Annotated in this window: 19 protein-coding genes, 2 pseudogenes and 1 riboswitch; of the genes and pseudogenes, 15 read left to right on the forward strand and 6 right to left on the reverse strand. The window is 63.6% G+C overall.

Translation table 11 applies throughout. The annotated features are described in order from the left end of the window. The first annotated feature begins 84 nt into the window (after positions 1–84). From ABLI39_RS07825 to ABLI39_RS07845, 5 genes and pseudogenes are all read left to right on the forward strand, one after another. Positions 85–1,419, forward strand: coding sequence for an MFS transporter (locus ABLI39_RS07825; RefSeq protein ID WP_349412884.1), 1,335 nt, complete (start codon positions 85–87; stop codon positions 1,417–1,419). Positions 1,420–1,499: 80 nt separating this feature from the next. Continuing rightward, the gene (locus ABLI39_RS07830; protein WP_349412885.1) at positions 1,500–2,300 is read left to right on the forward strand and encodes an alpha/beta fold hydrolase; all 801 of its coding nucleotides are present in this window, start codon (positions 1,500–1,502) and stop codon (positions 2,298–2,300) included. Positions 2,301–2,327: 27 nt separating this feature from the next. Continuing rightward, positions 2,328–3,503, forward strand: coding sequence for an LLM class flavin-dependent oxidoreductase (locus ABLI39_RS07835; RefSeq protein WP_349412886.1), 1,176 nt, complete (start codon positions 2,328–2,330; stop codon positions 3,501–3,503). A gap of 147 nt (positions 3,504–3,650) precedes the next feature. Further along, positions 3,651–4,886 carry a benzoate/H(+) symporter BenE family transporter gene (locus tag ABLI39_RS07840; RefSeq protein ID WP_349412887.1) on the forward strand — a complete coding sequence of 412 codons (1,236 nt, stop codon included), beginning with the start codon at positions 3,651–3,653 and terminating at the stop codon, positions 4,884–4,886. A gap of 68 nt (positions 4,887–4,954) precedes the next feature. Then, positions 4,955–5,239, forward strand: a pseudogene (locus ABLI39_RS07845) (helix-turn-helix domain-containing protein); the annotation flags it as partial. A gap of 235 nt (positions 5,240–5,474) precedes the next feature. On the opposite strand, the pseudogene thiC reads toward ABLI39_RS07845, so the two are convergent. From thiC to ABLI39_RS07860, 3 genes and pseudogenes are all read right to left on the reverse strand, one after another. Then, positions 5,475–7,035, reverse strand: a pseudogene (gene thiC / locus ABLI39_RS07850) (phosphomethylpyrimidine synthase ThiC). Continuing rightward, positions 7,033–7,142: riboswitch (TPP riboswitch) on the reverse strand. It overlaps the preceding pseudogene by 3 nt. A gap of 395 nt (positions 7,143–7,537) precedes the next feature. Next, the gene (locus ABLI39_RS07855) at positions 7,538–8,917 is read right to left on the reverse strand and encodes a hypothetical protein (RefSeq protein ID WP_349412888.1); all 1,380 of its coding nucleotides are present in this window, start codon (positions 8,915–8,917) and stop codon (positions 7,538–7,540) included. Positions 8,918–10,455: 1,538 nt separating this feature from the next. After that, entirely contained in the window at positions 10,456–10,755 is a 300-nt protein-coding gene (locus ABLI39_RS07860) for a DUF4193 domain-containing protein (RefSeq protein ID WP_349412889.1), read from the reverse strand. Between the two features lie 613 nt (positions 10,756–11,368). Here ABLI39_RS07860 and ABLI39_RS07865 point away from each other — a divergent pair. The 3 genes from ABLI39_RS07865 to ABLI39_RS07875 all read left to right on the forward strand — a co-directional run bounded on the left by ABLI39_RS07865 (position 11,369) and on the right by ABLI39_RS07875 (position 13,468). Continuing rightward, positions 11,369–12,130, forward strand: a complete 762-nt coding sequence (locus ABLI39_RS07865) for a hypothetical protein (protein WP_349412890.1) — start codon at positions 11,369–11,371, stop codon at positions 12,128–12,130. 274 nt (positions 12,131–12,404) lie between these two features. Continuing rightward, on the forward strand, positions 12,405–12,992 hold the full coding sequence (locus tag ABLI39_RS07870; protein WP_349412891.1) for a cupredoxin domain-containing protein: 588 nt from the start codon (positions 12,405–12,407) through the stop codon (positions 12,990–12,992). Next, positions 12,989–13,468 (forward strand): hypothetical protein, encoded by a 480-nt coding sequence (locus ABLI39_RS07875; RefSeq protein ID WP_349412892.1) that lies wholly within the window; start codon positions 12,989–12,991, stop codon positions 13,466–13,468. Before ABLI39_RS07870 ends, ABLI39_RS07875 begins: the two co-directional genes overlap by 4 nt. Positions 13,469–13,913: 445 nt before the next feature. Here ABLI39_RS07875 and ABLI39_RS07880 read toward each other — a convergent pair whose 3' ends face one another. After that, complete coding sequence (locus tag ABLI39_RS07880) at positions 13,914–14,471, reverse strand: TetR/AcrR family transcriptional regulator (RefSeq protein WP_349412893.1); 558 nt, start codon at positions 14,469–14,471, stop codon at positions 13,914–13,916. Between the two features lie 334 nt (positions 14,472–14,805). Here ABLI39_RS07880 and sigK point away from each other — a divergent pair, with 334 nt between their 5' ends. The 5 genes from sigK to ABLI39_RS07905 all read left to right on the forward strand — a co-directional run bounded on the left by sigK (position 14,806) and on the right by ABLI39_RS07905 (position 18,805). Beyond that, the gene (gene sigK, locus ABLI39_RS07885) at positions 14,806–15,390 is read left to right on the forward strand and encodes an ECF RNA polymerase sigma factor SigK (protein ID WP_349412894.1); all 585 of its coding nucleotides are present in this window, start codon (positions 14,806–14,808) and stop codon (positions 15,388–15,390) included. A 208-nt stretch (positions 15,391–15,598) separates the two neighbouring features. After that, positions 15,599–16,432, forward strand: coding sequence for an alpha/beta fold hydrolase (locus ABLI39_RS07890; protein ID WP_349412895.1), 834 nt, complete (start codon positions 15,599–15,601; stop codon positions 16,430–16,432). Between the two features lie 22 nt (positions 16,433–16,454). Further along, complete coding sequence (locus ABLI39_RS07895) at positions 16,455–17,234, forward strand: isocitrate lyase/PEP mutase family protein (protein WP_349412896.1); 780 nt, start codon at positions 16,455–16,457, stop codon at positions 17,232–17,234. A 379-nt stretch (positions 17,235–17,613) separates the two neighbouring features. Continuing rightward, positions 17,614–17,892 (forward strand): hypothetical protein, encoded by a 279-nt coding sequence (locus ABLI39_RS07900; RefSeq protein WP_349412897.1) that lies wholly within the window; start codon positions 17,614–17,616, stop codon positions 17,890–17,892. Between the two features lie 472 nt (positions 17,893–18,364). Continuing rightward, a complete protein-coding gene (locus tag ABLI39_RS07905) occupies positions 18,365–18,805 on the forward strand; it encodes a sortase domain-containing protein (RefSeq protein WP_349412898.1) in 441 nt (146 codons plus the stop codon). A 106-nt stretch (positions 18,806–18,911) separates the two neighbouring features. On the opposite strand, the gene merB is transcribed toward ABLI39_RS07905, so the two are convergent. Both merB and merA read right to left on the reverse strand, forming a co-directional pair. Then, entirely contained in the window at positions 18,912–19,577 is a 666-nt protein-coding gene (gene merB / locus ABLI39_RS07910) for an organomercurial lyase MerB (protein ID WP_349412899.1), read from the reverse strand. A gap of 34 nt (positions 19,578–19,611) precedes the next feature. Then, the gene (merA, locus tag ABLI39_RS07915; protein ID WP_349412900.1) at positions 19,612–21,054 is read right to left on the reverse strand and encodes a mercury(II) reductase; all 1,443 of its coding nucleotides are present in this window, start codon (positions 21,052–21,054) and stop codon (positions 19,612–19,614) included. Positions 21,055–21,330: 276 nt separating this feature from the next. On the opposite strand from merA, the gene ABLI39_RS07920 reads away from it, so the two are divergent. Then, a complete protein-coding gene (locus tag ABLI39_RS07920; RefSeq protein ID WP_349413022.1) occupies positions 21,331–21,720 on the forward strand; it encodes a heavy metal-responsive transcriptional regulator in 390 nt (129 codons plus the stop codon). Between the two features lie 95 nt (positions 21,721–21,815). Beyond that, positions 21,816–22,496, forward strand: coding sequence for a haloacid dehalogenase type II (locus tag ABLI39_RS07925; protein ID WP_349412901.1), 681 nt, complete (start codon positions 21,816–21,818; stop codon positions 22,494–22,496). The last annotated feature ends 209 nt before the right edge of the window (positions 22,497–22,705 follow it).

Genomic DNA, 22,705 nt, shown 5'->3' on the forward strand with positions numbered 1-22,705 from the left:
AGGGCGGCGCAGCCTCCCCCCACGGTTAGACTCCCCATCCCCAACTCAGCCCCAGCACGTTTTCAAGGAAGAAAAGGTGACTCCATGACCACGGAATCCACTATGGGTGTGATCCCAAAGCCCTCCCACTCAGCCAGCGGATCCAGGCGAGCCATTCTCGCGGCCACCCTGGGCAATACTCTCGAATGGTACGACTTCGCCGTCTACGCCTATTTGACACCCGTCATCTCACAATTGTTCTTCCCGAGCCGCGACCCGCTCACCTCCATACTTTCCACGTTTGCTGTGCTCGCCGTCGGGTTCATCATGCGTCCCGTTGGAGCTGTCTTCTTCGGCTGGCTGGCCGACAGGACCGGCCGAAAGAAAGCACTCATCGTTTCCGTAACGGTGATGGGGGTTGCCACGGTCCTGCTCGGGCTCATTCCGACGCACGCCCAAGTGGGGATGCTCGCCGCCGTTCTGCTGACTGTGGCCAGGCTTTTCCAAGGATTTTCAGTCGGGGGCGAATACGGTGCCTCGACCTCCTTCCTGGTGGAGCATGCCCCGGCTGGCCGACGCGGGCTCTTCGGTTCTCTCGCGTACTTCTCCTCCATCTTGGGGATGGCGATCGGAGGCAGCGTCGTGCTGGTCTTCTCCGTCATTCTTTCCTCGGCCGACATGGCTGCGTGGGGTTGGAGAGTCCCGTTCCTGCTGAGCTTCCCGCTCCTCCTGGTTGGTACGTACATGCGTTTGAAGATCGACGAGACGCCGGAATTCAACAACCTCAGGGACGAAACTGCCATAGAACGATCTCCGCTCAGGACCGTTGTACGATCACACGGAAGGAACATGCTGATTGTCATGGGCATCGTCATAGCCTTCGCCATCAGTACGTACACCGTTGTGTCTTTCATGCTGTCCTACCTGCGGACGGTGATTCGTATCGAGACGGTGCCGGCCACCCTGTCCGTTGTGGTGGCGACATTGTTCGGGGCCCTGCTGATCCCTGTTTTCGGATGGCTCTCGGACCGCGTCGGGCGCAAGCCCCTGCTCATTATTGCGTGTGTGTCCTGCATAGTTCTCCCGCTTCTTGGTTTGATGATCGTCCTGACGGGTTCGATGGCGGCGGTATATGTGGGGCAGATGGTGATGTGGATTCCGGTGGCAATATTCTGCGGCGTGACCCCGGCAGCATTTGCCGAGCTGTTCCCAACAGAGGTCCGTGTGTCCGGGTTTGGCATCGCATACGCAGTGAGTACGGCCCTTTTCAGCGGCACTGCACCGTTCGTTGCAACCTTGCTCATCGAACGCACGGGCAACACTCTGGCGCCGGGCTGGTATGTGGCAGCTGCCGGCGCTATCAGCCTCCTGTTTGTTCTACGCCTTCGGGAAACGGGCCGGGAAGAACTTCCGGCAAATGTCAGGACACACGTCTCCTGACATTTTGACGTGCCGTGCCCACCAGAGCACGTGACCCGCCACGTCAGCATCCATCAGTTTCAAGCCTGCAAAGGAACCCCATGTCTCACGCGCTCAAGCCTCTCACACTGGTGAACCATCTCACCGGTACCCTCCTCTCCCCCGACATCATCATGGATCTAAAGGTGGTCGGGTCCGGCCCGCCAGTCCTGCTCCTTCATGGGGCCGAAGGATCAGAGGCAAACCATGAGCTGGTAGACGTTCTGGCGCTCGACCACACTGTCTACGTCCCAACGCACCCCGGCTTCGGCCTGTCGCCCATGCCCACATGGTTCCGCAGTGTGGAGGACTTGGCCTACACCTATCTCAATCTGCTTGATCAGTTCGACCTGCGGGACGTCCACCTCGTGGGCTTGCAGTTCGGGGCATGGGTTGGCGCTGAACTCGCCATCAGGGACAGTTCACGTCTGGGGCGGTTGACGCTTGTCAATCCCGTAGGAATCAAGGTCGGTGCCCCCACAGAACGGGAAATTCTGGATGTGTTTGCCACAGCCCGCGATCTGGTGGATGCCGCCCGATTTGCTGCTTCCGACAAGAACCCATTCAGGGATCTGAAGTCTGCCGATCCAGAAGACGTGCTCCTTCTCGCGCGGAACGAGGAAGCACTGGCCACATATGCGTGGGAGCCATACATGCATAATCCTCGACTTAAGCACTGGCTCAGCCGAATCTCAATTCCCTGCACGGTCGTCCGAGGTGAGCAGGACGGAATCGTCGGCCCGGACTACGCTCAGGCCTTCGCAGACTACATCCCCAGATCATCCTTTGAGCTGGTTGCTGACGCCGGACACTGCGCACAGATCGACCGGCCCATAGACATCGCCGAACTCATCCGCGGCTAAGACGACTCCCGACAAAGGACAGACAACATGGAATATTGGCACTTCAGCGAGACGCCCTACCCTGACCTTCCACCGGAAGACTCGTACGACTCAATCCGGGTCACCATGCCAAACTCGGTCATCGACCCGGCCAAAGCGGCCGACCTCTGGGCGCGCTACATTGAGGACTGGAAGGTCGCGGACGAAGCCGGCCTCAACATCATGGTCAATGAGCACCATGGCACGGCAACGTGTATGGACGCTGCCGCCCCAGTCGTAGCGGCGGCACTTTCTCAGGTCACCAAAAATGCAAAAATATTGGTTCTCGGAAATCCGGTGTCCAACAGAAAAGACCCAATTCGTGTCGCCGAGGAAATGGCTTTGGTCGACCTGCTGAGCCGGGGACGCCTGGAAGTAGGCTTTGTCCGCGGCGTTCCCTACGAAGTGTCAGCCACCAATTCTTCCCCTGTGCGCATGAACGAACGTATGTGGGAAGCAATTGATTTGATCAAGGCCGCGTGGGAAACCCACGACGGGCCGTTCAACTGGGAAGGCGAGCACTTCCAGCACCGCCAGGTCAACATCTGGCCACGCCCCTACACTCAGCCGCGCCCTCCCATCTGGGTCACCGGCATGTCGCCAACTTCCGTTCCCCGGATCGCGGACAACGACTACGTCCTGGCAACCTTCCTGACCGGGCACGAAGGCACCAAAAAGGTTTTTGACGCCTACCGGACGCGGTGGGCAGAAAGTGGGAAAGGCGAAGTCCCAGTGGACCGGCTCGCCTATTGCGCCATGACATACGTCGGGCGTACGGACGACGAAGGGATGGAGGGTGCAGAACAGCTGATGTGGTACCTCCGGTCCAACAAAGTTCCTCCGCAGTTCATTCTGCCCCCGGGCTACACGCCGTATTTCGTCCGCGCAGCGGCACTGCAGGGCGGCAAATCAGCCTTTGACCTGGCTACCATGACCATGGATCAGCTGTTGGAGTCAGGCATCATGTTCGCAGGAAGCCCGAGCACGGTCACGGCACAAATCGAGGAATTCCATGACCGCGTAGGAGGTTTCGGTCATCTAATCCTCCATGGGCAGGCGGGTTTCATGGACCACGACACGACTTCTCGGGGCATACGTAACTTTGTGGAACTCGTGAAGCCTCGCCTCGATTCGCTATTTACCTCTTCAACCCCAGTCGGAGCAGCAGTCGCCGCCGGTGTCTGAATTGCCAAATCCCGCCGGCGGACCTCGGGCATCAGTGTATTGCCTGGGAGTCCGCCGGTGCTTCCTTTCCCTCTTGTCGCTGACCTTCAGTATGCCAACTAACCGTGACCATCAAAGAGGCGACGAAGCGATCCAGAGGAGGAAAGCATGGCAAAGATGACTGAAAGCAGCGCTGAGTCCGTTCACTTCGGCATTCGCGCCGATATGTCCCTTTCAGCGGTGATTGCGGGGTTTGTGACTGTGGCTGTCGCCTATTCGGGGCCGATGCTCGTAGTACTCCAAGCCGCCGAAAGCGCCGGACTCAGTTCCGACCTAACGCAATCTTGGGTCTGGGCAATTTCCATAGTTAGCGGAATAACATGCGTGGTGCTGAGCCTGGTAAGCCGTCAACCTGTAGTTGTTGCCTGGTCTGTTCCCGGCGCTGCCCTGCTGATCACAGCCTTGGGAAACTATGGATACAGCGATGCCGTAGGCGCGTACGTCATGGCCGCGTTGATGTCATTATTCCTTAGCCTCACAGGGATTTTTGGAAAGCTCCTTGCCATGGTGCCAAGCCAGATTATGGCTGCAGTGCTGGCCGGAGTGCTACTGCCATTTGTTCTTAATGTGGCATTAGCAGTTGTCCAGTCACCATTGGTCGCCGGCGGTCTGGTGGCTGCGTTCGTCCTAGGGAGACGGATTCTACCGCGATACGCTGTGCTTCTGGCGTTGGTGGTAGGTGCAGGGCTGAGTGTATCCGCAGGTCAGGTCTCTTTACCCTCTCTTGAATTTGATCTGGGGGGCCCTGTATGGACAGTTCCCACATTCAGCTTCCAGGCTTTTCTCGGTATCGCAGTGCCTATCACGGTCGTCACTATGGCGGGACAAAACGGCCCGGGGCTAGCTGTCATGCACTCCTACGGCTATAAAGTGAATGACAGGATTGTTCTAGGCGGGGCGTCGCTTGCCTGGTTACTGACGGCCCCGATAGGGGCCCATGGGATCAACTTAGCGGCCATTGCCGCAGGAATTTGTGCTGGTCGAGAAGCTCACAGCGACATACGGCGCCGATATGTTGCAGCTGTGTTCGCGGGCCTTTTCTTTATCCTTTTCGGACTGTTCAGCACGATGGCTGTCGCCCTGTTTTCCTCGCTTCCGACTGAAATGATGGCTGCCTTGGCTGGGGTCGCTATTGTGGGAGCCCTTCAGAGTTCTCTTTCCGATTCCCTGTCCGGCTTCAATTGCGCTCCCGAGGCCGTTGAAGCCGGACTGATCACGCTGGTGGTTACGTCTTCGGGTATTTCTCCGTGGGGTATCGTTTCTCCCTTTTGGGGACTCTTGGCTGGAAGTGTCTCATACCTTGTTCTGCGCACTTACGTCAGGAAGCCGCCGTCAGAGCAGTGACGCCAAGTCTGGCGGCGGGGTATCCGGCTCACCTCGATCGCTTCATACCAACGAAAGCGGCCCTCCGCCTCTTTACCGGGGAGGACTCCCCCATGGCCAACCTCATGCTCTCCGTGATGGGTGCCTTCGCCGAATTCGAACGTTCCCTCATCAGGGAACGCCAGCGGGAAGGCATCGCCCTGGCCAAGCAGCGCGGCGCCTACAAAGGACGGAAGAAGACCCTCACCCCGGAACGGGCAGCCGAGCTGGCCGAACGCGCCGGCAGCGGCATTCCGAAAGCCCTCCTTGCCCGTGATTTCGGGATCAGCAGGGAGACTGTCTACCAGTACCTGCGCGACGCCAAGCTAGAGTGAACCGCGCCCCTGCCATACCGTCGTTGGCCCTGGCCGACGCGAGCCGTTAGGTTGACGGAAGGTCCATTATCGGCGCTTTAGAATCGCCAGGGAGTGCCTGCAAAGAAGCTGTTTCCTGGCCTCGATGCGGAGTCTTTCCTGACACCCGGACTCACAACTGTTCAGTCAGCGCCCAGTTCGGCGGCCATGTCCAGGACGCGAGGGCCCGCGGCGGCAGCCGCAGACCCTCGCATTTCTAAGGGTTGAGGCGGACGGGTTCGGGCAGGTAAACCTTGCCGCCCGATTCGCGGAACTCTGCGCTCTTGGCATTCATACCCGCTATTACTTCCTGCTCGGATGCGCCACCGAACTGGTCGCGGATATCCTGGCTGATCTGCATGGAACAGAACTTCGGCCCGCACATGGAACAGAAGTGCGCCGTCTTCGCAGGCTCGGCTGGCAGGGTCTCGTCATGGAATGCCTCCGCCGTGTCCGGGTCAAGGGACAGCGCGAACTGATCACGCCAGCGGAACTCGAACCGGGCCTTCGAGAGGGCGTCGTCGCGTTCGTGAGCTCCGGGGTGGCCCTTGGCGAGGTCGGCGGCGTGCGCTGCGATCTTATAGGTGATCACACCGGTCTTGACGTCGTCTTTGTTCGGCAGCCCTAGATGTTCCTTGGGGGTGACGTAGCAGAGCATGGCGGTGCCGTAGCGGGCGATCTCGGTGGCACCGATGGCCGAGGTGATGTGATCATAGCCAGGTGCAATGTCCGTGACCAGCGGGCCAAGGGTGTAGAAAGGGGCCCCGTCGCAAAGCTCCTGCTGGCGTTCGACGTTTTCCCGTACGAGGTGGAACGGGATGTGTCCGGGGCCTTCGACCATAACTTGGACGTCGTACTTCCAGGCCCGCTTGGTCAGTTCGGCGAGGGTGTCCAGTTCGGCGAACTGGGCGGCGTCATTGGCATCGGCCGTGGCGCCTGGGCGCAGGCCGTCACCGAGGGAGAAGGCGACGTCGTATTTGGCGAAGATTTCGCAGAGTTCGTCGAAGTGGGTGTACAGGAAGTTCTCCTGGTGATGTGCCAGGCACCAGCCGGCCATGATGGACCCGCCGCGTGAGACGATGCCGGTGACCCGGTTGGCGGTGAGGGGAACGTAGCGCAGCAGCACGCCGGCGTGGACGGTCATGTAATCCACGCCCTGCTCGCACTGCTCGATCACGGTGTCCCGGTAGATCTCCCACGTCAGCTCGTTGGCCTCGCCGTTGACTTTCTCCAGCGCCTGGTAGATCGGCACCGTGCCGATCGGGACGGGTGAGTTGCGGATGATCCACTCGCGGGTGGTGTGGATGTCATCGCCAGTGGAGAGGTCCATCACCGTGTCGGCGCCCCACTGTGCCGCCCACTGCAGTTTGTCCACCTCCTCGGCAATGGAACTGGTGACCGCGGAGTTGCCGATGTTGGCGTTGATCTTCACCAGGAATGCCTTGCCGATGATCATGGGCTCGGATTCCGGGTGGTTAATGTTGTTCGGAATGATTGCACGCCCGGCCGCTACGAACGGCGGACTTGCCGTCATCGAGCAGGTTCCGTTCCCGGCCACCGTAAGGCTCGGTATCGCCCCGGGATTCAATCCATTCGGACCGGAAAGGCTCCAGGCCGATCACCGAATCACTCCCAGGCCCAGCTGTCCGGTAGACAGTGAAAGGTGGATTCTTCACCCCGTTCGGCGAATCCTCCAAAGCGATCTCCGTGACAGGGACCCTAATGCCGTGTTCTGTGTCATGGGCATACGCGAGCGAATGCGAATTCATAGCGTTCATCGGTGATTTCCTACTTCCTTCGCCGGCATGACCCGGACAGGTTCAACGGTCACGGACTGCGCCAGCCCGATCTCAGCCCCTGCATCAGGGCACCCGTGTGGATATGACCAAGCTTACAGAGACCGCAACCACGGGAAAATCTGCTGGATGCCCGAGTTCATGCGCAAGCCATGGACCGATGACTGCAGGGCTGCCGAGGGCGCGCCGGTCCGGACGCCGGCGTAAGCAGCTGTTCCCGACGGCTGTCCGACATGATGACAGCGCCCACGTCCCGTGGGTTTTTCGTTGGCAACTACGCCGGTCTGGCCCCCATCGGCGCGTCGTTCGCCTCGCTCTCAACCCACCGAGCAACCGCTTCCCGCGGCTGCCTGACCCAAAAGAAACAACGCGACTGTCTCCCATCCTTGACACACCTCACCGTGTGCCAGGGCGGGGTCGGCACCATGGTCGGACGGAAAGGGCCGGGTGCCGTGTACGGCATCCGGCCCTCCGACTGGCTGGATTAGCCGCCGATGATTCCGGCGTTCTGATCCGTGGTGTTCTGGATGGTGCTGGCCACACCGGCGTTAGCGCCCAGGTTCAGGCCCAGGTCCGCCGCCGAAGCGAAGGAACCACGGTCGGTTCCGGTGGTGCTGTTCTCATCCGTAGTGTTCTTGCTGGTGCTGGCCACACCGGCGTTAGCGCCCAGGTTCAGGCCCAGGTCCGCCGCCGAAGCGAAGGAACCACGGTCGGTTCCGGTGGTGCTGTTCTCATCCGTAGTGTTCTTGCTGGTGCTGGCCACACCGGCGTTAGCGCCCAGGTTCAGGCCCAGGTCCGTCGCCGAGGCGAAGGAACCACGGTCAGTTCCGGTGGTGCTGTTCTCATCCGTGGTGTTCTGGATGGTGCTGGCCACACCGGCGTTAGCGCCCAGGGTCAGGCCAAGGTTCGACGCCGAAGCGAACGCACCACGGTCGGTTCCGGTAGTTCCGGTGTTCCGGGTGGTAGCGTTGTCCTGGATCGTGCTCGCCACACCGGCGTTAGCGCCCAGGTTCAGGCTCAGGTTCGACGCCGAAGCGAACGAACCACGGTCGGTGTCGGTATTTTTGGTGTTCCGGGTGTTTGTGTTGTCCTGGATTGTGCTGGCCACACCGGCGTTGGCGCCCAGGTTCCGGCCAAGGTTCGACGCCGAAGCGAACGAACCACGGTCGGTTCCGGTAGTTCCGGTGTTCCGGGTGGTGGCGTTGTCCTGGATCGTGCTCGCCACACCGGCGTTCGCACCCAGGTTCAAGTTGGAGGCCACGGATCCACGCTCGGTCCCGCTAGTTCCGGTGTTCCGGGTCGTGGTGTTGTTCTGGATCGTGCTCGCCACACCGGCGTTAGCACCCAGGTTCAAGTTGGAGGCCACGGATCCACGCTCGGTCCCGCTAGTTCCGGTGTTCCGGGTCGTGGTGTTGTTCTGGATCGTGCTCGCCACACCGGCGTTAGCACCCAGGTTCAAGTTGGAGGCCACGGATCCACGCTCGGTCCCGCTAGTTCCGGTGTTCCGGGTCGTGGTGTTGTTCTGGATCGTGCTCGCCACACCGGCGTTAGCGCCCAGGTTCAAGTTGGAAGCCACGGATCCACGCTCGGTCCCGGTACTTCCGGTGTTCCCGGCGGTAGCGTTGTTCTGGATCGTGCTCGCCACACCGGCGTTCGCACCCAGGTTCAGGCCAAGGTTCGAGGCGATGCTCTCGCGGTTGGCCGTCGAGGACGTGGAGGTGGTGCTGGTCTGGTTCTGCGTGCCGATACCGAGACCGGCGCCGGTGGTGGTGCCGGTGTCGGCTGAGGCCGCTCCGGCGCCGAGGACGAGGACGCCGCCGGCGAAAACTGCGGCGCAAAGGGTGTTGCGGACAAATGAATGCATGACTGTTTTTCCTCACATGGAATGAATGTTTGTTCCGGCCAAACGGGCCGGTATGCCTGCATATGCCGCGGCATTTAGGTGCGCGGCGCGGGCATCATCAATCCGGTGAGAATCCAGGGTCCTGGGTTGTGGACCCGGGAAGGACGAAGCTGAAAAGGGATCCGTCCCCGCCCCCGGTCAGGGGCAGGACGAAACGGTAGGAAAGATCCGCTGCAGCCTGCGCTCCGACGCCAGTCGGCCCCGATGCGCCGGCACTGCCCGACACCGGTGAGGGCACCGGCGCCGTTGCGGGCACGTGTCCGCCAGGAAGCCGGGCAGGGCTCTGAGGGGACGCGCCGCCGTCATCCATGGACGCCGCACCACGCGGGGCGATACCGTCCGCAATAGCCGTGGGCAGGTGGGGAAGCACGGTGGTGGAGGCGCCCGGTTTCGCGCTGCTCACCGCGGCTGGCCGGAACTCCACGGTGGTGGATCGGACAGCGCCGCCCAGGGAAGTGCTAGCCGTCACGGGTGCAACGGGGGACGCAGCCGTGACGGCCGGCGACCCGCCTGGGATGCCGCTGACAGGTCCGATGCTGACCGGGACCAGCGTGGGGCCGGTGATCAGCCCCGTCACCGCGTGAGTGGATGAGTCCAACGTGTTCGTGACGGGAGCCAGGAGCGGCTGAACAGTGCCAGCGACAAGTTGCGTGGCCGGGGCCAGGAGCGGCTGGACAGCGCCAGCGACCAGTTGGGCGACGGGAGCTGTGGCCGGGGCCACGATCGCGCTGGCCAGGTCCGTGGCCGGGAGGGGCTGGACAGTGCCAGCGACAAGTTGGGCGACGGGTGCTGTGGGCTGCCTTACGGGAGTGGCGGCCGGGGCAGTGCCGCCCAAGGGCGGGGCCATCGACGCGGGGCCCGGTACGGGCGCTGTTGTGCTCTGTGGTGCCGGTTCTGTCCGGGGCTGAACCGCGGTGACGAGCGGTTTCACAGCGGCCGTCAAGGAAGGGACGAGTCCGGTGTTAGAGCTTTCACCGGGTGGCGGCGGGGCGGCGGCGTGGGCGCTGCCCGCGCCGAGAATGATCCAGAGCATGGCGAACAGGCCGCCGACTAGGAGCAATCGGAGGGCAGGGACGATGTTCAGGGTTGTGCGGTCCATCCCACCTCCGATCAACTTCCGGTGTCCACGGTTAGAGACTTTTTCGTCTCCGCCAATGTCAACGACCGGCAGAAACACCCCGGAACCCCGGGGGGAATAGCACGTCCTTGCGTAGTGCTTTGAGAGTGCTTCGACGCAGCGCGGTGCCCGGATGGGTCCGGCGCCGAGAAAAGAACGAGACCATTACGGCGGCAGCCGGCCTGCGGTCCGGTTCCGAAGCTCCCAAGCAAATGCACGCCCGGGTGACCGATGGCTCTACCTCCGAGCGTAGGCGCGAGGAGTGCCTTGCAGTTGAAGGGAAGCGCGAGACATGAGGACGGAAACCGGCACAACTTCGGTGTCGATAGCCTCCACGGTCGAATCGACGATGAGGCTTCCCTTCATCGGAGTCCGGGCCGGGTCAGCCTTGACAGTCGGCGCAGTAGGCGTGGCCGTCCCTTTCCAGTGCGATCTGAGACTTGTGCCGGACGAGGAAGCAGGACCAACAGGTGAATTCGTCATCGGCCTGCGGGATGACGTGGACGATCAGCTCTTCGGCGATGAACTCGCCCCCGGGAGCGTCCCGGTCCAGTCCGTCTGCCTCGTCGAGTTCCAACACGACGAGGCGCGCATCGGGTGTGTTCGCCGACTGCAGTTCCTCGAGAGAATTCGCTTGGGATTCTTTGACGTCGGAACGGACCTCGTCGTAATCGGTTGCCACCAGGTGCCTGGCCTTTCTGTCGTGCTCATTGAGTCGCCTTGCAACGTACAGGACGTCGAACGAATTTGACAGTCACCGCGCAGGGGGCCAGCACGTCGTAGCAGACTCTTCGTTATCAGGGCTGCCTGGGCCTGGTACCAGTCTGCGCTGTGATGGACGCGTTGAACGTGCACCGTATGTGTCTCATCGGCCAGGGTGAGGAGTACCCGGTAGTCGCCTCTGCGGGTAGAGCTCACTCCCGAGAGCCCGCCAGCATACGGCGGAATTCCCCATTCATGCCAGCCTTTTGCCCGCATAATGCCAGCATTGGCTTTGGGGTTGATCTGCGGGGCGAGGGGGAACATATACAGAAAATCTGGTCCGCCGCCAACGTCAAGGTCTACCGCGTCGGCGTCGCCGAAGAAAGATTCCTCCGGGCTCCGGCCGGGACTCAACGTGCGTGTGCAATCAGGTACCGGAGCTGATTCCGGCGGGCTGCCATGGGAATTCCCAGGTCTTTCCGAGCCCGTCCCCATCCGTAACGGCTATTGCCCCGAATCACATGTGTATCATGTGTCACGTAGCATTGCGTGCCCACAGCGGGAACGCTCGTTCTCACCGGAGGAAACCAGTCATGAAGAAATCCGCTTTCCTGATCGCCCCGGCCCTGGCCCTGGGCGCCCTCGCACTCTCCACCAGCCCCGCGTTCGCCCACGACGCCGACAGCACCACATACCAGGCGAACCTTGCCTCAATCAATGGCAGCAACGCCTCGGGTACGTTTATGCTCACCCTGCACGGGGACCAGGCCACGGTCACCGAGAAGGTTTCTGGCCTGGCTGCCACATTCAACGGCAACCCCTACCCGCACGTGCAGCACATCCACATCGGCGCGAAGGGCACCTGCCCCGATGTTTCTGCTGACACGAACAAGGACGGGGTGATCAGCACCACCGAGGGCGCCCCGTTCTACGGCGGGATCGGCACGACCCTGTCCACCACCGGGGATACCAGCCCCGCGGCAGGGACCGACTTGAAAGTTGCTCCTTCGGGCGCCTCCTACACCTACACCCGCACGTTCACCGTGGACGCAAAGACCTCTGAGGCGCTCAAGGCCGGCACCGGCGTGGTCGTCGTCCACGGACTGGACCCGGCAACCCTGTCCGACGCAGCGCAGAAGGCCCCGAGCGACCTCGTTCCGTCCCTGCCGCTGGCAGCTACCTCACCGGCCCTGTGCGGTCCGGTCAAGGCCATGCCCGCCGGAGCGCCGGGCACGGGCATCACCACCCCCGCACCGGCCGGCCCTGATCTGGGTCTGTTGGCAGCCGGCGGCGGGCTCGTCCTGGCAGCCGGCGGAGCGTACGCCGCCCGCCGCAAGATGAGCACCAACGCCTAACAAGGACGCACGAACCGAGCAGACGCACCAACCTGATGCGATCTGAAACAAGCAGCCGCCGCGCACGCCTCATCGCGTCCGCGGCGGCTGCCGTGCTTTTGGCCGCCGGCCTGGCACTGATCGGCGCCGGCCTCAACTCCTGCGCACCGACACATGATGCCCAGCGCAGCCAGAGGGCAGCCTCGCAACTCTTCGCGCCGGTCCTCCCGGACCCGAACACCCCGGTCAGGCCGCAAATAAGGTCTACCGCAGCGAGGACCGGCGTGAAGTCCGCATGAAAACGTGCGGCGGCTTCGACAACGCCTCGAACCAGTACCTGGACAACACGGTCATCCACCACACCTCACGTCCGGCTAACCACCACCGGCACCAGCGTGTTTCTTGGAAGGACACCATCGTGAATATCACCACTACCGCCCGGTCCTATGTTGCAGGCGGTGCTCTCGCGGCGGTCCTCCTGCTCGGGGTTTCCGCCTGCGGTTCCAGCTCCGGCACGCCCCCGGCAACATCAGCGCCCCCGGCATCCTCGCAGCCCGCATCGTCGCAGCCCGCCGCGGGTGCCTCCTCTGCGGGTGCCTCCAGTCCGGCGATGTCCGGGTCCCCGACGTCCAGTGGCGCGGCGGTGACCATCCATATCCAGTCGTTCGCGTACGGGAAAGTGGACCCCGTGGCTGCCGGGAGCAAAGTAACGGTCATGAACATGGACAAGGAAGCGCACACGGTGACCGCCGATGACGGTTCCTTCGACGCGGTGGTCAAAGGCGGTGAATCAGTAACCTTCACAGCCCCCGCAAAGGCAGGCACCTACTCCTACCACTGCACCTATCACGCCAATATGAAAGGACAGCTGACCGTCAAATGACGCGGCTGCCCCAACGCCGCCACGGTTCGGCCCGCCAGACCGCCGCGGCGGACTGGGTCCTACGGATTCTGACGATGGCGGCCCTTGGTGTGGACGCCGTCATACACTTCCAGCTGGCCCCCGGCTACCAGGCCGCAGCCCCCGACGGTATCGGGGAAGGGAACCTGTTCATCACCGAAGCGGTGGCAGCGGTCATCGCCGCCCTGTACGTCCTCCTGCGCGGCAGCCGTCCCGCATGGCTTCTCGCCCTCGCGGTCGCCGCCGGGGGCCTGGCGGCCCTGCTGCTCTACCGTTACGTGGACCTCCCCGCCTTCGGACCTTTCCCGGCCATGTACGAACCCGTCTGGTACCCCGAAAAGACACTCACCGCCTGGGCCGAAGCCGCAGGCGTCCTCGCCGCCGCCGCCCTGACACTCCACCGACAGATCCCACGCCCTCCTCGCCGCGGCCACAGCCTCCGGCGCCGGGCCCGGTGACAGCTAAACAAGAACCCACCGCCCACCAGAACCGCCACCATCCCTGGCGGAATCATGAGCACGCAAAGCCACCATCCATGATCGGGAGCGCACCCGCGCCGCTGAGAACACCGGTCGGCCAGCTCACGGGGAAGAATTCCTCACCACCGGATCGCGGCGACCACAATTACGCCGCCCCTCTGGTGCCCCAGCCCTGAGACTCCTCAGTGCACTGGCGCCGGGACCACCGCGCTGACCGCCGTCACCTACCTGGACATGATCTGGCGGCCCCGTCCGGCCAGCAGCACCCCCGAGAACACCATGGAAAACCGATCGCCGTCACCGGGCTCAGGACCCCGTGCAGCACAGACGGGTGCGCAAAAGGTCTCGTCGGACTCGGACCGCTAACAGTGGTCCTCGTCTGTGTCCCTCGTACTCTAGTCAGTAACGGCCTCCCGCACTCGGTCTACGGCATCGTCACCGGGGCCGGACGTGTAAGGGCGGCGTCGATGAGGATTTCTGCCGCGGCACGTGCCTGGCGGGCCGGTTCCGCGCTCCCGGCTATCGCAGCCGTTGTCAATGCACCCTCGGCGAGAATCGCCAGTTGCGGGGCAAGCGTGTCCGGTGCCCCGACGCGGGTTGCGACGCGCGAAAGGTAGTCCTGGAACTCCTTCTTCTGGGCGCGGACGATGGCTGGAATGCGCCCGGAGATTCCGCCAAGTTCTCCAAAAGAGTTGATGAAGGCGCACCCGCGGAACCCCTCGGAGATGAACCAGGCGGCGAGGAAATCAAAGACGGCCAGCAAACGCTCACGGGGCACCTGCGTTGATTCCACCTGGGCCCTGAGATTTGCCTCCCAGGTATCGCGCCAGCTGTGCAGAACCTCTTCAATGATGTCTTCCTTGGACGGGAAGAGACGGTACAGGCGCTTAAGCGAGACCCCGGTAACCGCGCGCAGTTCATCCATTCCCACGGCAGTGAATCCCCGGGCATAAAACAACGGACTCACGGTTTCGATGATCATCGCCCGCGCCACCGCATCCTCGGCAGGGACGCCGTCGGCCGGGTCCGGCCTCACCTCTACTTCAGTCACAGCCTTCGCTTCTTCCGATTCCGCTTGCGTGAATAACGATCGTTCTCTAGTCTACAAACGTACGTTCTCCTGTGGTTCTCTAGTCTACAAGCGTACGTTCTCCGGTGGTGCAGAAAAGCCTCCGGACCGGGTGTTACAAACGTATTCGCAGTGGTCCTCGGCTGACCACGGATTCCGCACTGAGCGCGTGTCCGGGACCGCCGGATCCGGCGGTTGATTCATCGGCGGCCCGTTGGGGGCTGGCGCACTTGACGGTGAAGGCACCATGGACACGCAGGACCGCTACACCCCCGCCGCTGAAGACACTGCGGCATATCTGGCTGGGTTGCTGCAGGAGACTGGTGAGGGCTGCCATGAGGCTTTCACGGATTTCTACCGGCGCACCTCCCGGCGGGTGTTTGGAGTGGTGCGCCGTGTGGTGGTCGATCCCGGCCTCAGCGAGGAAGTGACCCAGGAAGTCTTCATCGTGGTTTGGCAGGACGCGTCAAAATACGATCCCTCGCAGGGAAGCCCGACCGCGTGGCTATTGACGATCGCCCACCGCAGGGCCGTGGACAAGGTCCGATCGCACCAAAGCAGCACCAACCGTGACGCACGATGGGCCGCCGCCTCCTGGACCAGCCCCTACGACGAGGTCGCCACTTCCTTCATCGACCGGATGGAAGCCCTGCAACTCATGGACTCACTGGCAGTTCTAACGCCGCTGCAACGCGAAGCGATTGTGCTCGCATACTTCGGTCCCCTCACCTATCGTGAGGTCGCCGAGAGACTCGCAAAACCGCTGCCCACCATCAAATCAAGGATCCGGGATGGTCTGAAACAACTCCGCGGAGAACTCGAACCCGCCTGAGGGTGCGAGCCGCCGCCGCGGCCCGCACCCCGAGGACCGCCCTCGATCATGACACCTGGGCATTGCCGCGGAGAGCACAGACCGCCACGCCGTCCCCCGGCGCCGCCATCTCTAACGCATTTTCGCAGCAGTGTTTGCTGGAGAACCGACTTTCCCGTACGGTCTGGAGAACGATCGTTTTCTGATTTTCGTTGGGAGGAACTACCGGATGTCGTTCATTACTGTCGGGACCGAAAACTCAGTCCCCGTGGAGCTCTACTTCGAAGACCACGGGCTGGGCCAGCCGGTTGTGCTGATCCACGGGTACCCGCTTGACGGGTCGTCGTGGGAGAAGCAGAGCGCAGCTCTCCTGGGCGCCGGCTACCGGGTCATCACCTACGACCGGCGTGGTTTTGGCAAGTCATCCAAACCCAATACAGGCCACGATTACGACACCTACGCCGCTGACCTGAACGCGGTGCTCGAAGCCCTCGATCTCCGCGATGCAGTCCTGGCGGGGTTTTCGATGGGAACCGGTGAGGTGGGCCGCTACCTCAGCACGTATGGTCCGGACCGGGTGTCGAAGGCAGTCTTTCTCGGTTCGCTCCAGCCGTTCCTGCTCAAGACCGGTGACAACCCTGCAGGGGTCCCGCAGGAGGTTTTCGACGGGCTGCTTGAGGCGGTGCAAGCGGACCGCTACGCCTTCTTCACCAACTTTTTCGACGACTTCTTTAACACCAAGGAAAACCTCGGGACCCGGCTCAGCGAGGAAGCACTCGCTGCTAACAAAAATCTTGCCTATGCGGCGTCGTCGTACTCATCCGTGTGGGCCATGCCGACCTGGCTCACAGACTTCCGCCCGGACATCGCCAGGATCACCGTGCCGGCGCTGATCGTGCACGGCACCGCCGATAACATCCTGCCGATCGACTCGACCGGACGCGAGTTCCACAAAGCCCTGCCCGCAGCCGAATATGTGGAGATCGAGGGCGCCCCACACGGCATGCTCTGGACCCACGCCACGGAGGTAAACGACATCCTCCTCAGCTTCCTTGCCAAGTGACCAACAGAAACGGAGACGAACAATGACCGAAACGAACATGTCAGGGCGCGCGCAACAGTTGAAAGCACTGCACGAGTCCCCGGAGATCCTGCGGGTTGTTAACGTGTGGGATGCCATCAGCGCGGCAACAGTCGCGGCGCTGCCCCAGACCAAAGCGATTGCTACCGCAGGTCACTCCATCGCCGCCGCCTACGGCTACGCCGACGGCACGATGCCCCTGGAAATAGCGCTGGCCGGGGCCAAAACAATCGTGGACGCCGTTGACCTTCCCGTCACGGCTGACCTCGATGACGGCTACGACAACCCGGCAGAGACGATCCGCAAGGCCATCGGGCTCGGCGTCGTCGGCGCCAACGTTGAAGACCGGCTCCGGCCCTTCGATGAAGCCGTCGCCCGCGTGCGCGCCATCATGGCTGCCGCCAACGACGAAGGCATCGCATTTCAGCTAAACGCCCGCACGGACGCGATTGCACGCGGCGGTGACCGTCCCATCAAGGACAGCATCGATGACGCCATCAACCGGGGCCGCGCATTCCTCGACGCCGGTGCCGCGCTGGTCTTCGTCCCGGGAGCACTCACCCGCCAGGTCATCGAACCTCTCGTCGAAGGACTCGGGCGCGGGAAGCTCTCCGTCATCGGCGCACCGGGTGCCCTCCCCGCAGCCGAACTGCAGGAACTCGGAGTAGCCAGGGTCTCCTACGGCCCCTTCACCCAGCGTGTCGCCCTGCGCGCACTCCGCGACCTCGCCACCGACCTCTACGGGACCGGCGTCCTCCCCGCCGACACCCCACCCCTGAATTAGTAACAGCAAGCCCGCGCGGCCGCCGCTACGAATGACAGAGACAGCATTCGCGATGTATTCAGCAGAGTAAGGCCTAACAATGTCCGGATCACCGAAGCTCGTCCCGTTAATGTTGGCCGGGGTGCTCCTGCTTTCGGGCTGCGCGGGCGGTGCCGGAACCGCCCCGGAAGCGGCGGGTCCGCCGTCGTCGGCTGCGTCGGCGTCGGATCCTGCCGGCGCCCCGGTATCCGGACCGTCGGAAGCGGCGAAGATGCCTTGTTCGGCCGGTGTGCGGTTAGACATCGGGTCCATCCTTGGCCTCGCGGAAACTCCGCAGCCCGAAGATCACTGGGCACCGCCGGTATACACGTGCACGTACGCGCTGCCCGAAGGCTCTTTCGTGCTTTCAGTCCAGGAAGCAGCAGATGACGGTGCCGCGCGAAAGGAATTCGACAGCCTCCAGAGCAGTACCAGCGGAGCCGCACCTATCGAAGGCCTGGCGAATCTGGGGTTCCCGGCGTTCCAGAGCGAGTCCGGGATCGTGGGATTCGTCAAAGACAACATGACCCTCAAAGTCGACGCCTCCGCCCTCAAGGAAGCCGTGGGCCCCCACCAGGTGACCCGCAGCGCCCTCGCCTACCAGGTAGCAACAGTCATCCTGGCGTGCTGGAAATCCTGAAACTCACCACGACCACCCCGTCCCTGGCCCGTGTCACTGCGAATCGCCACGGTGACGGCAGCCGCGACACGAGGGCGTCCCCGCTTTTGGGTTTGCCCCGTATCAAGAGGAAGATACCACCCATGAAAAATTCCGCTTTCCCAATCACCCCGGCCCCGGCCCGGGGCGCCCTCGGGCGACGCAAAAGCACCAACGCCCTGAGTTCAGAACATTGATGACGAAGAATGCCCGGGGCCCCCGCGGACACCGTTTCGGGTCCGTGGCCGCTGCCGGGCTGTTAACAGTGCTCAGCATCGGCCTCAGCTCCTGCGCCCCGGCAAGCGATACTCAAAGCGCCCAGCCAGCAACCACGCAACTCTCAGCACCGGCGCAGCCCGGAACAAGCGACGGGCCCCTTGCCGGCCAGCCGGCCCAGGGCGGTCCCACCACCGCGGCAAAGCCGCAGCAGGCGATGCAGTCCGCTTCAATGCCGGTGAGCATCAGCGCCCCGACCATCGGACTGTCGGCCCAGATCACTGATCTGGGTAAAGAAGCCAACGGCGAACTGCAGGTCCCGACCGGTGAGCCCGGCAGCCCCGCCGGCTGGTACCGGGACTCCCCCGCCCCCGGCCAACCGGGCTCATCCATCATTCTGGGACACGTCAACTCCACTACAGGCCCGGTCGGACTCTTCTACCGGCTCCACGAAATGCAGCCCGGGCAGCAGTTCGCGACCGGCATGGCAGACGGGACCACCAAGACGTTCACCGTAGACAAGGTAGATATTTACCACAAATCCAGCTTCCCCACAGTCGAGGTCTACCGCAACGCAGACCGCCCAGAAGTCCGCCTCATCACCTGCGGCGGATACGACAAAGCCTCCAACCAATACCTCGATAACACCGTCGTCTACGCGCACCTGACCTCCGGATAGCCCCGGCCAGGCCTTGATCACCATCAGCCACGAACCCGGCCAACCATGAAAGCAGTGGACGGGGCCGGGATAGCTGGCTGCTCACTTGTTGTAGACGGGCTGGTCTTCAGCAGGCCCAGCGGTGTGCGTCCTTTCCGGGGGCGGCAGGCTGTGTGGGCAGGATTTTATCGAGCAGGGATCCGGCCATGGCCGTGCCGATCCTGTGGGCTTCGGCGACCGGAACGACGGAGCCCCCCGGGTGGGCGTCGAGCCAGGGCTGGGCAGCCTCGGCCGAGGCGAAGAAGTGGACCTGGTTACAGAACGCCGAACGCACCGAGCTCATGTCCTCGGGGTTGACCAGGGACACCACGGCTGTGGCCGGCTCCACGCCGGTCACCCCGGAGGCGCCGACGCTGAGCCGGACGGGGACTCCGGTGGCGTGGCAAGTTGATTCGATCCGGGCGGTGGTGCCGAGCAGGGCCGGGAAGATCAGGGTGTCCAGGGCGCACCAGGTGTAGAGCTGTTCGCCGGTGAGTTCGATGCGGTGCGGGGTGGGGCGCTGGGTTAGACCCTGCCCGATGATGCGTCCGTCCCCGTCGTACTCGGTGTCCGGCACCGCGGCCAGCGCAGCGCGAATCTCCGGCTCGGTGCGGCCGGTGACGGCGGCCAGGTCCCCGATGGCAACGGGTTCGCCCTGTGCCAGCAGGTGCAGCAGGGGCAGCCAGAGAGAGGGCTCGATGCCGGTGTCCGGTGAGGTCAGACGGTCGGTGAGGTCGAGGAAGTCAGTGTTCATGGTGGGTGTTTCTTCCGGTGTGGAGGGGGTGGGGTCAGGAGGCGCAGCAGGAGAGTTTGGAGACATCCGTTTTGTAGGATTGGGCGGCGATCTTGATTCCTTCGGCCATGGTCAGGTATGGGCTCCAGAGGTTCGCGACCTGGTCCACGGTCATGCCTGCTTCGAGGATGTAGACCCCAGCTGCGGCGAGGTCCCCGGCGTCCTTGGCGACGGCGGTGATTCCCACGATCCGCCCGGTGTCGGCGTCGGCGACGATCTTGATGAAGCCGCGGGTGTCCCTGTTCACCAGGGCCCGGGGCACGTATTCCAGGGGCAGGACACGGCATTCGCAGCGAATGCCTGCCGCGTTGGCTTCCTTGTCGGTCATGCCGACGGCGGCCAGGGCGGGGCTGGTGAAGGTGACGCGGGGCAGGTGCCGGTAGTCGACCTCGCGGCCGGCGTTGTGGAAGGCGTTTTCGACGGCCAGGGAGCCGTGGGAGGCTGCGACGTAGACGAATTCGCGGTGTCCTGTCACGTCCCCGGCAGCCCAGATCCTGGGGTTGGTGCTCGCCAGGGTGTCCTGCACGAGGATTTCGCCCCGGTCCCCGGTCTTGACGCCGACCGCGGCGAGGTTCAGGCCGTCCGTGACCGGCCGGCGTCCGGTGGCGACTAGCACCCTGGCGGCCCTAAATTCCTCCTGTCCGCCGGAGACGGCCGCGGTCGCGACGATCCCGCCGGTCGCCGGGTCCGTGCGCACCGAGGACACGGCCGCACGGCGGACGACGCGGATCCCTTCGTCGGCAAAGACGCCCATCAGGGCCCGCGAGGCCTCAGGTTCCTCGGCCGAGGCCAGCCGGGAGCGGACCAGCATGGTGACCTTGGATCCAAGGCGGGCGAAGAGCTGGGCCTGTTCCAGCGCCACGTACCCGCCACCGATCACCAGCAGGGACTCGGGCACCTCGTCCAGTTCCATCGCAGTGGTGGAGGTCAGGTAGCCCCTGTCCTGCAGTCCCTCGATCGGCGGCGCCCACGGGCTCGAGCCTGTAGCCACCAGATAGTGCGCTGCTGTGACGGATTCGCGTGTGCCAATCTCACTGGTGACTTCCAGGACCGGTTCCTCCGGGGTGCCGGCGAACACGGCGTTGCCCTGCCGCAGCTCCCAGCCGTAATCCGCCGCGAGGTCCACGTACTTATCCGCGCGCATCGTCTCCACCAGGGAATGTTTCCCGCCGACGAGCGCACCCATGTCCACCGGCTCGGCCGAGGTGCTGATGCCGGGGAACCGGCCGGAGGCGTCCAGGGCAACATGCCTGGCCTCTGCCGCGGCCAAGAGCGCTTTGGAGGGAACGCAGCCGGTGTTGACGCAGGTGCCGCCGACGGTGGAACGCTCGATCATCAGGACGCGTTTGCCCAGGTTGGTGGCCCGGATCGCGGCCGCGAACGCTCCGCCGCCGGAGCCGATGATGGCCAGGTCAAAATCAGGTGTTGGTTCAGTCATGAAGTCCTCCAAAGTCGTATAGCAGCGCCGCCGGCAATATCCGCAACGGCGCCTCGTGTAATGATCTGCCCCCACTCTGCACCTTCCACCATGGGGGAAGGTCAAGAGGTGAACCCGTCTCCGCCCCGAACCGCGGAACCATCACCCGGCTCAACGCCCCCGAAAAGTGGGGCCGTCCCGGGCCCGGGACGGCACACACAGGTTTCCTGTATCTATTTCTGACCTTCCAGTAAACTGGAAGGTCAAGAGGGAATCTCCCGGGACGAGAGGTGCATGATCCGTATTGGCGAAACCGCCGCAGCCGCCGGCCTGACAGCCAAGACACTGCGGTTCTACGAGGACCGGGGCCTGCTGCCGGCCGCCGACAGGGCACCGAACGGATACCGGGACTACCCCCACGAGACAGTCAGCCGGTTGGAATTCATCCGCCGCGGCCGCACCGCCGGACTGACCCTGGCCCAGATCGGGGACATCCTCTCCGTCCGCGACACCGGCCAGGCCCCCTGCGTACACGTGAAGGACCTGCTGGCCAACCAGCTCCGCGACCTCGATGCCCAAATCGCAGAACTCACAGCGCTGCGGGCAACCGTCGCTGAGTTCCATGACGCCGCGGCCGCAGGTGACCCCGCAGCCTGCGACCCCGAACGCATCTGCAGCTACCTCTAACGAGAGCCTAGGCCAAGGGCGGGTCGCCGCTACGGAATTCCCCAGTGCCCGGCAGACTTGCACTGAAGACGTACCCGCGATTATAAGGAGAATCCATGACCAGCGCCATCTCAGTCATTGTCTTTGATGTCAACGAAACCCTGTCGGATATGTCGCCCATGGGGGAACGCTTCAGCGAGGTCGGGGCGCCGGCTGAACTGGCCAAACTCTGGTTCGCCACACTGCTGCGTGACGGCTTCGCGCTGACGGCCAGCGGAGACAACGGATCGTTCGCCGCCATCGGGTCCGACGTACTCCGGGGACTGCTGACCGGGGTGGAGCTTAACCGCCCTCTCGACGCGGCGGTCGACCACGTCATGAGCGGCCTGACCGGCCTCGGAGTGCATCCGGATGTCCCCGACGGGGTCAGGGCCCTCGCCGCTGCAGGGTTCCGGCTGATCACGCTCAGCAACGGCACGGCCCAGATCGCCGGGAAGCTGTTCAGCGAGGCCGGGATCCGGGAAGCCTTTGAGTCACTGCTTTCGGTCGAAGACGCGCCCGCCTGGAAACCTGCCCGGGCCTCCTATGACTATGCCGCTGCCGCTTCCGGGGCCGACCCGGCCGGCATGCTGCTGGTCGCCGTGCATCCGTGGGACATCCACGGCGCCGCCCGCGCCGGGCTGCGCACAGTGTGGCTGAACAGGACCGGGGGTAGCTACCCGGGCCACTTTGAGGCTCCTGAATTCAGGATCACAGCCCTGACCGAACTTCCCGCGGCCCTGGCAGCAGCGCACTGACGAGAACCGTAGCCGGTAATCCGGACGGGGCCCGGCTGCGGGCGACCGCCGCGCCCTGCCGCCGCCGGCTGGTCTGGAAGGTGAATCGGCGGCCCGGGTAGAAGCGCCGATGTCCCCTCCACTTTCCTGCGGTCTCATTCGGTCAGTTCCTCGACGGTGACTGTGACAGAGATTGGTCGCTTTCGAACACATGATTTGTATCCCAGCGG

Source organism: Pseudarthrobacter sp. B907, from assembly GCF_040137805.1.
Classification (GTDB): domain Bacteria; phylum Actinomycetota; class Actinomycetes; order Actinomycetales; family Micrococcaceae; genus Arthrobacter.